Origin of the sequence: Sulfitobacter sp. 1A13368 (assembly GCF_043557275.1) — a bacterium.
In the GTDB taxonomy this organism is placed as follows: Bacteria; Pseudomonadota; Alphaproteobacteria; order Rhodobacterales; family Rhodobacteraceae; genus Sulfitobacter; species Sulfitobacter faviae.
Genome location: NZ_JBIFFR010000012.1, coordinates 1 through 7,626, shown reverse-complemented (window position 1 = coordinate 7,626; position 7,626 = coordinate 1). Strand labels below are relative to the sequence as shown.

The 7,626-nt window shown below is 51.9% G+C and carries 8 protein-coding genes and 1 pseudogene; 5 read left to right on the top strand and 4 right to left on the bottom strand.

Translation table 11 applies throughout. The features are described 5' to 3' along the window. Positions 1-1,244, bottom strand: a 1,244-nt coding sequence (locus ACGYK4_RS17190) for a hypothetical protein (protein ID WP_394457533.1), incomplete at its 3' end; no start/stop codon positions are given. A gap of 1,128 nt (positions 1,245-2,372) precedes the next feature. Between ACGYK4_RS17190 and ACGYK4_RS17185 the strand changes: the two genes are divergently transcribed. Further along, complete coding sequence (locus tag ACGYK4_RS17185) at positions 2,373-2,966, top strand: DNA-binding protein (RefSeq protein WP_394457532.1); 594 nt, start codon at positions 2,373-2,375, stop codon at positions 2,964-2,966. Then, on the top strand, positions 2,966-4,147 hold the full coding sequence (locus ACGYK4_RS17180) for a hypothetical protein (RefSeq protein ID WP_394457531.1): 1,182 nt from the start codon (positions 2,966-2,968) through the stop codon (positions 4,145-4,147). Before ACGYK4_RS17185 ends, ACGYK4_RS17180 begins: the two co-directional genes overlap by 1 nt. Positions 4,148-4,258: 111 nt before the next feature. Here the strand turns inward: ACGYK4_RS17180 and ACGYK4_RS17175 are convergent, their stop codons facing one another. Next, the gene (locus tag ACGYK4_RS17175) at positions 4,259-4,654 is read right to left on the bottom strand and encodes a hypothetical protein (RefSeq protein WP_394457530.1); all 396 of its coding nucleotides are present in this window, start codon (positions 4,652-4,654) and stop codon (positions 4,259-4,261) included. 162 nt (positions 4,655-4,816) lie between these two features. Here ACGYK4_RS17175 and ACGYK4_RS17170 point away from each other — a divergent pair. The 3 genes and pseudogenes from ACGYK4_RS17170 to ACGYK4_RS17160 form a co-directional block, all read left to right on the top strand. Next, positions 4,817-5,506, top strand: a pseudogene (locus ACGYK4_RS17170) (MobA/MobL family protein); the annotation flags it as partial. An 82-nt stretch (positions 5,507-5,588) separates the two neighbouring features. Further along, positions 5,589-5,954 carry a hypothetical protein gene (locus ACGYK4_RS17165; protein ID WP_394457535.1) on the top strand — a complete coding sequence of 122 codons (366 nt, stop codon included), beginning with the start codon at positions 5,589-5,591 and terminating at the stop codon, positions 5,952-5,954. Positions 5,955-6,206: 252 nt separating this feature from the next. Beyond that, positions 6,207-6,497 carry a hypothetical protein gene (locus ACGYK4_RS17160; protein ID WP_394457534.1) on the top strand — a complete coding sequence of 97 codons (291 nt, stop codon included), beginning with the start codon at positions 6,207-6,209 and terminating at the stop codon, positions 6,495-6,497. Between the two features lie 396 nt (positions 6,498-6,893). Here the strand turns inward: ACGYK4_RS17160 and ACGYK4_RS17155 are convergent, their stop codons facing one another. Together ACGYK4_RS17155 and ACGYK4_RS17150 are read right to left on the bottom strand one after the other, a co-directional pair. Continuing rightward, the gene (locus ACGYK4_RS17155; RefSeq protein WP_394457529.1) at positions 6,894-7,274 is read right to left on the bottom strand and encodes a helix-turn-helix domain-containing protein; all 381 of its coding nucleotides are present in this window, start codon (positions 7,272-7,274) and stop codon (positions 6,894-6,896) included. 130 nt (positions 7,275-7,404) lie between these two features. Then, positions 7,405-7,626: hypothetical protein (locus ACGYK4_RS17150; protein WP_394457528.1), on the bottom strand; the 222-nt coding region annotated here is incomplete at its 5' end.

Below are 7,626 nucleotides of genomic sequence, written 5' to 3'. Positions count from 1 at the left end.
GTGGCCCCGTTCTTCACCGCTTCACCATAGGCGCGAGCAGTCTCGACTGTGATCGAAGTGTTCTTTCTCCAAGCATCAGTCGCTTCGGCTCGGCACATCATGATGTCGATGTAGCGAGCAGCTGCGCGGGTATCTTTGGTGATGTCGATGCTTGGATCATAGCCCTGAATGACCATCACAGGCTCTTTAACGGGCGATAGCATAGCGGTTGGCTGCAACTGAGTCAGGAGGACGTTCTTGACCTCCATAGGGTGCTCACGCTCCTCCGGACGATCCTCATCGTCATACTCATCATCTTCATCTTTGTTGCGATGACACTTCGGCTTCAGCATGTAGACGATCCGGCCCTTGATGCTGACCAGCTTCTTACCGCTATCCTTCAGCTCACTCCGGAAGTCTTTATAACCGTTGAACGCCGAGAAAATGCGCATGTTGTAGAGCGCATCATGTAGCCAGACAGCTTCATCGGCATCCATATTCTCGATATCGTCTCCCTTGAAGACGTACTTGATGACTTCGTTCAGGTCGTCGATCTTGCCCGCGTCTTGCAAGATCGTATCGAAACTAGTGTGCAGATCGCCCAGGAACGACAACCAGCCAAGCTCACCCATGTAGGGCGGAATGTAGATGACATTTGCATGTAGATTGTAGGTTCCATCCGCATTGCGGGGCATCTCATAGATCCGGCAGACGACCTCAATGCCAAACTCGCGCTTGATCCTGTTCGCCCACTTCGAGATCTTCCGCCCGAAGGCACTCATGCGCTGTCTCAAGTCAGCGTGGGCAGGGATACGTTCACCGCTGGTGATAACAAGATAACGGGCATATTGGCCCTTCCTGTGCTCTTCCAAGTACTTCGCGAGGCTCAGCTGCTGCTCGCGCCGGTTCATCTGAGCGACCGATAGCAGGAGATTGATATTCCGGCGTCTGCGAAGGACTTTCGTCAGGCCGGTGACTGCACCAACGAACATGACATTTGAAGGGGTTTCGACCTCGAGCCCCCCGCTTTCCAACAAATCTTGCATACGCTGAGTGGAAACTTCGTTAACCTTCTCACGCCGTTTACCTTCGGCCCAAACACCGGGTGGAACAACTTCGCCGGTGTATTCATCAATCAGGTCTTTGAGCTTGAAAGGGAGACCACTTGTTCCGAGGAACTCAGTGCGATCATATCTCCGAAGTCTCGGAGCCACCTCGTCTAAAATTTCATCGGTCTTAAAATTTACTTTCACGCCTGTCTTCACTCACTGATCTAGTGAGGTTTCGGCGTTTTCGAGGTTGCAGACTGCACCCTCTGACCCTATTATCTACCTTGAGGTTCGGCTTTTAGAAGCCGTACTCACTGAATATCGGGCTTCCCCAGCTTTACTCTAGACGCCAATCTTAAAGAAGCTGCGGACGCCGGACCTCACATAAGACCCCGCTTTCATGCGGGGTTTTTTGTTGTCCGTAGCAAAAACATAGACTCCGAAATCACATCACACAAGCCTTAGTACCAAGGGGTTTTAACCCCCGCTAAACCTTGGGGTATTGTCAACATTTCATTGGTGCATAAATGCACATATACGGTCCAAAATAAGCCATACGTGCAAAAATGCATTTTTCCTAATTCGAAAGTTTTGGATTGGCACTAAAAACAGATGGTGTAATCTGGTAGCGAACGGAGAGAGGTCTCCAACCCCTCCCCTTCGCTTCAAGTTTCTGGGGGGTGTGGTCTGCCAAAACTACCACCCCCCGGTTATTTATCTTAGACGCCGATAACTCCGAGCGCCAAGAAAAGACCCATTATCGAAGCAAGTGAACCAAGTAGCATGACCACTTGCATCGCTGACCTTACGTTAAAGAACTTCTTCATCGTCTCATAAGATTAGCTAGGCAGTGTGAGAGAGAGAACAGGAAAATTACGCCCCAGCATACAAAAACTTGTATACCTTTGATTTTTCAATACCTTATTTGGCGTGGATACCTGCACACCAAGATGCTCATGTAAGAGCTTAATTCATTTCTGATTAAATGCATCGAAGCTGCTCTCAGAACTCACCAAAGCGAGGTAAGCCCGCTTTCCTAGCCTCGAAGCTCATCCCCTTCGCCTTCCCCACCTGATCGATCCGGCACACCCCATCAAGGGGACCGTGTCCTCGGCGCAAGCGCCTGCGGGCCGCACCACTCCCCTTGACAGGGCGCACCAGCTCGCTCTTTTCGGTGGGGCGAAGGGGACGGCTCCGAAGCGAGGAAAGCTAAAGCAGGCCACCCCGCAAACACCCCAAAACGAAACGTTTTCGAAAACTTCCTGTGGTATATGTGTCGTGTAATAAAGGGTAATATATTACCCGTTACATAACGTTACATATTACATAAACAGGAACAAAATTATGGCAATTACTAAAGAGCACGTCTTCAAAGCTGCGGATGCACTCACTGAAATGGGCGTAGATCCCACTAACAGTGCAGTGCGCGAGCACTTAGGCAGCGGCAGCTTCAAGACGATCACACCCCATTTGAAGGAATGGCGCGAACTGCAAGAGCAGTCAGCAGACGTTCCCGCCGACCTGGCGAGCAGCATGGAGCACACACTTCGGCAAGTCTGGTCCCAAGCAAAGGAGACAGCAAAGCTCGCTTTTGTGGGCGAGAAGAACATGCTCGATGCTCAAATCTCAGAACTTGAAGACGAATTACGCCTGAAAGACGAAGAAATCGAAGGGCTGAACGAGAAGATCGCAGACCTGAACAAAACTATTGAAGCCAAAAACGACGCGACCGAAACAGCTAAGACCGAAACAAAAGAGCGCATCGCAGAACTAAAATCTGAACTTACCGAAGCACGGTCAGATGCCAAAGAAGCTCAAAAATCAGAGCGCGAACTAAACAAGCAGCTAATCGCACTGACCAAAGAAATCGCAGAGGTGAAAGCCTCCGCAGAGAAAGCCCAGGCCGAAGCGGCAGAGGCCAAGAAGGAGAAGAGATAATGCTCCTAGCTGACAAGATCAGAAGAATTCAGTTCACCCACCCGGAAGACCGTCAGTTGATGAACGGGCATCTCTTCAATCATCGAATGGGACTATACGGTGCGATCAAGGACGCAGACGCTCGCTATGACTTCACTGAAACCGCTTTAGCAATGGCCTCAGACCTGAAGGTCACAACGCCCGAAGGTCTATTTAAGACGCTCCAATCAGTCTTGCGGGAGCCGAAGGTCATCTGGATCGAAGCCCAAGATCGACTTCGCCAAAAGCACCTCAAAAGACTAAACAACACAGTGCACCGCGACCTAGCTCCCCACGAAGCTATCCCGAACCGGGTTGGCATTCTGCTTTACGTACACGAGCCTGGAATCGCAGCCTTTTGTGTCGCCTGGGATTCCCCAGCCGATAACGTACGGCAAAACGATATCAAAAGAGGCGTCAGAGAGCACCTTCGCAACAAGAAGCGCACAAAGCTGGAAACAGACGCCATGATCTGGCTGAACAGTATTGAAGCAGCGCCTCTTACCACCCTTATTGATGTTCGAAATACCCCGGACTTTCTTTCTAAAGAGGAATTCCTGAAGTCAGCGAAAGACCCGGAACACCCCGACTACAAAGAGCTTTCCAGGCTCTACAGGATGGCCGGATATGACGTTCCGACAGGAGTTTCCCAAACTGAAAAGGAAAAAATCGCTTACTGGAACTATGCCCAATGGCTAGCGGTCCCCGGCGACACCCTGACTAACGCAGACAAAGCTTTGCTCAAAGAAACAGGGTCAGTTGAGACTACCTTGCAGCAAGCAAAAGGCGATGTATCCGGAGAATTAGCTTACCTAGTCGCAATGCTGGCAGTCCTGGAATCCGAAGAAAACCCAGAGGTTCTCAACATCGAGACCAGGAAAGGAAAGCCACCCCGGAAGAAGGCACGAAAGCCGGAAGATGCTGGCCTCGATAAAATCAGTGTCGTCTCACTAAATGTTTCGGGAGATATCCGCGAAAAATATGAAAGAGGCGAGCAAGCAGGCAAAGCAGAAGGCAAAGGCGACAATGGCACCGCCCGCGTAAGGCACTTTGTTCGAGGTCACTATTTTTGGGCCAGGAACGGGCTCCTCACCTATCGCATCCCCCATTGGCGCGGGAGCGTTGACCCAAGCAAGAAGCTCACCGTCACCAAGGTCAAATGAACGAAAAAGCCCGGCTCCAAAAATATGAAGCCGGGCCATCACCGTTCACGGTCATCGGCATCCCTGCCTGTTCCGCAATCCTGAAAATATGACGCAGGCTTGCAAGAAACGTTAAAGCTCCCTGTCCCCATCACTGTTCTGTAAATATCCTGGGGTCTGGGGCAAAGCCCCAGGAGAATCCGCCGAAGGCAGTCGCGATTCAGAGCTTTCTGACACTTCCTTAGGACCGAGCCCAAATTGCTCCTGGAGAGCGATATAGCGCCCGTCAGCTTCATTTGTGGGAGCGTGCTCAGCTAGGAACCGATCCCACAGCTGAAGCGCCTTATCCCGCGTCTCATCATTCTCCAAGATCGCAGCGAAGCACCCGCCAATCGTACATAGAGCCGTTTTCCGCTCCTTTCGCTTTGCGGCCGCGATCTTTGCGTCTTGCTCACGAATTTCAGCGCGCAACTTTTCAAGCCGCGCCTTCTTCTTCTCCAACACCTCAAGCTGTTTTTTACTCACCATGCGCCCCTCCCATTTCAATGTGGCTGCATGGGAAATTGTAAAACGCGAGCGAAATGCAACCTCTTATGAACGAAGTGAAAAAGAGGGTGCTCAATATACAAACTCTTCGAGTTTGTTTGAGCTCTGCGAGGCTAAGAGAACGTGAGCTACTATTTTGTCAAAATGGGTATCACCACCCGCACCGGAGGAGGCTCGGCATTGCGCCGTTCTGCCTACCAACGCTGCACCCGTGATCCTGATTTTGACTTCAGCCACAAGGCCGCCGAGCTAGTCGATCACGAGGTTATGCTGCCTGAAGGCGCTGACCCCGCTTTCGAAGATCCCGTCAAACTGTGGTCAGCTGTCGAAGCCAGGGAGAACCGCGTTAACTCGCAATTCTGCCGAACCTTCGAAATCAGCATCCCTAACGAAGTACCGCACCATCTACGCGCAGACTTCGCCCGAGAGCTCTTACAACCGTTCATCGAGCACGGCGTCCCGGTAGAATGGGCGATCCACACAGAGACCGCCATCTTCCAGGACGTCGAGAACCCCCACATCTCAGCAATGGTCGGAATCCGACAGCTGGACGAGAACGGCTGGGCCAAGAACAAAGACCGCTCAATGAACAACGTCATGCGTGATGACGCCCACAAGAAATTTTGGGCGCCAGCCATGAACCAGTTTTTCAAGAAGCATGGCATCGAGGCCCACGTCTCACATGAAAATTCGCACATGCCAGTTGCCAGCGCCAAAATCCGCAGAATGGCAAAGGCATGGAAACGAAAGGGAGCCGACCCCAAGAAAATGCCCCCTGCCCTCGCTCAATTTATGGACCACCGCGAAGCATACCTGAAACGTCGGAACGAAGAACTCGACCTAATGACCGAGATCGAAACTCTGGAGAAAGAGCTCGCGGCAACATCCCAAGAGAACATCACCGAGGAGAGCAACGATGACAGACATGACACCCGAGCAGATCGAAGAACTGGAAGCCTTAGCCCAGGCCCAGATGACCAACGACCAGGACCAGGAACCGATGAGCCTGGACGAGTTCCAGAGCCTACCACCGGAACAGCAAGCCCAACTCTGGGAGATGATCCAGCTGACCAAGAACGACACCTCCCAGATTCTGGAACTGATCCAGCCGAAGGGCGAGGAGCAGAGCGACGACCCAATGCTGGATCGGATGACAGACATCCTCGAAGTGCTCCTTCAGGTAGTGGAAGGCAGGAACGAAGACAGCGCCAGAGTGAAACGGATCGAAGACAAGCTCAAAGAGCTGAGCGAAGTCCTGACGGATATTCGAGACGCCGTCTAAAGCGCCGTATCACCGTTCATCAGACCTCATCACTGATGAGACAGATTCAAGACACCTTGTCTGAGAAACCTAAGGAAACAAGGATTCTTGACCGTCTCAGACGTAATCAAGTGGTCCGATCAACGGCAGATCACATGAAGCGCATTCTTGCTGTGCTCAAACCGAAGCCAGCGACACCACTTCATAAAATCCGCCGCGCGCAAGCAGTACAGGCGACCAACGAAAATATGAAAAACCTGAGGAGAGCAGCAAATGCCAAAGAAGAAGAAATCCAACTCATCGACGAAGAAGACCCCGGCCTGGAAAGAACCCATGCAGGACGCATTGAGCGAGAGCCTGGAAGAGAAAGTGGCCCCGAAGCTACGCGAGATCGCGGACCTTCTAGGGACCGAACCACCGGAAAGGGAACCGGGGGAACAGACGCCCGAGGAAACGATACAGATCATGGCCGACACGCAGATCAAAATCTTGCACGAAAACTCAGCAATGCGAGCGGAGCTCGAAGACATAAAGGAAATCTTGAGGCAGCTCGCGGGCGGGTAAGAAACAACAAGTTCAGAAGGGCCGCCGAAGGCGCAGCAACGCTAGCGCGTGAAGCAAACGACATGGCTAACGACAGCCCAACGATCACCCCGCCCCTCGATCCGAACGACCCAGCTTGGGCACAGAAGGCACTAAATGCCTGGTCAAACGGCCACCGAATGTGAGCTTGCTAGGGCTAGCGCCCTGGCAACTCACCTTACATCGAAGCCGGTTTCTTCCTGGGATACTTAACCACTTGCGGCCAGCCAGTACCGCACCTGCAAACCGCCCGCTTTTCAAACTCATGCCCAGTTATCTGATCCGGCACCTGATCCGGCAACATCACCACTGAATGGCCGCAGTCCCAACATTTGACCTCAATAGAAGTCACCCCCAGCCCGAACAGGAGATCATCAGTCACCGAAACAAGCGAGCAAACCAGCCGCCCTTCTGAGTATGATCTTCCAAGCGAGCGTTCACAGCGCGCAGCTGATCCCGCAAATCCTTCAAGTTCTCATCTTTTGCTTCAAGAAGAGCCTGCAAGTGCGCGATTTCCTTATCTTTCTCAGCCGTATCATCACTCATCATCTGAGGCGTATCTGATTTATCAAGTTGAGATGAGGCCCACTTATTAGGATACGCCCGCGCAAGCTCAGACGGCTCAACATGAAAGGCGTTGCCGATCTTCTCCGCACTAAATTTGCCTTGTTTTCTATGGCGGGAAAGCGTTGGTTTCGGGATGCCAAGCAAATCAGCCGCTTCAGTCAACGACAGCTTGCCGCCCATTTCATCACCCATCTCACACCTCATCAGAACTTCTCATTCAGATTAATCACATGAGATATTCAGCGACAAGAAAACCTTTCTTGGTTCGCCTCAGCGATTAGATCATTTGAGAGTTAATTTAGAGGTTTTCTGATCGCTAAGATCACCCCGTGAGAGAAATCTCAGGCGGTGGGACGATCCGAAGAGGTGGAAATTCTTCATTTCGAGCGTCACGCTTTGGGACAGTTGTCGTGTAAGTGTCAAGTTTATAGGAAGAGCTTCGCTTGGTATCGAACAGGGCGATATTCGTGGCCCCGTTCTTCACCGCTTCACCATAGGCGCGAGCAGTCTCGACTGTGATCGAAGTGTTCTTTCTCCAAGCATC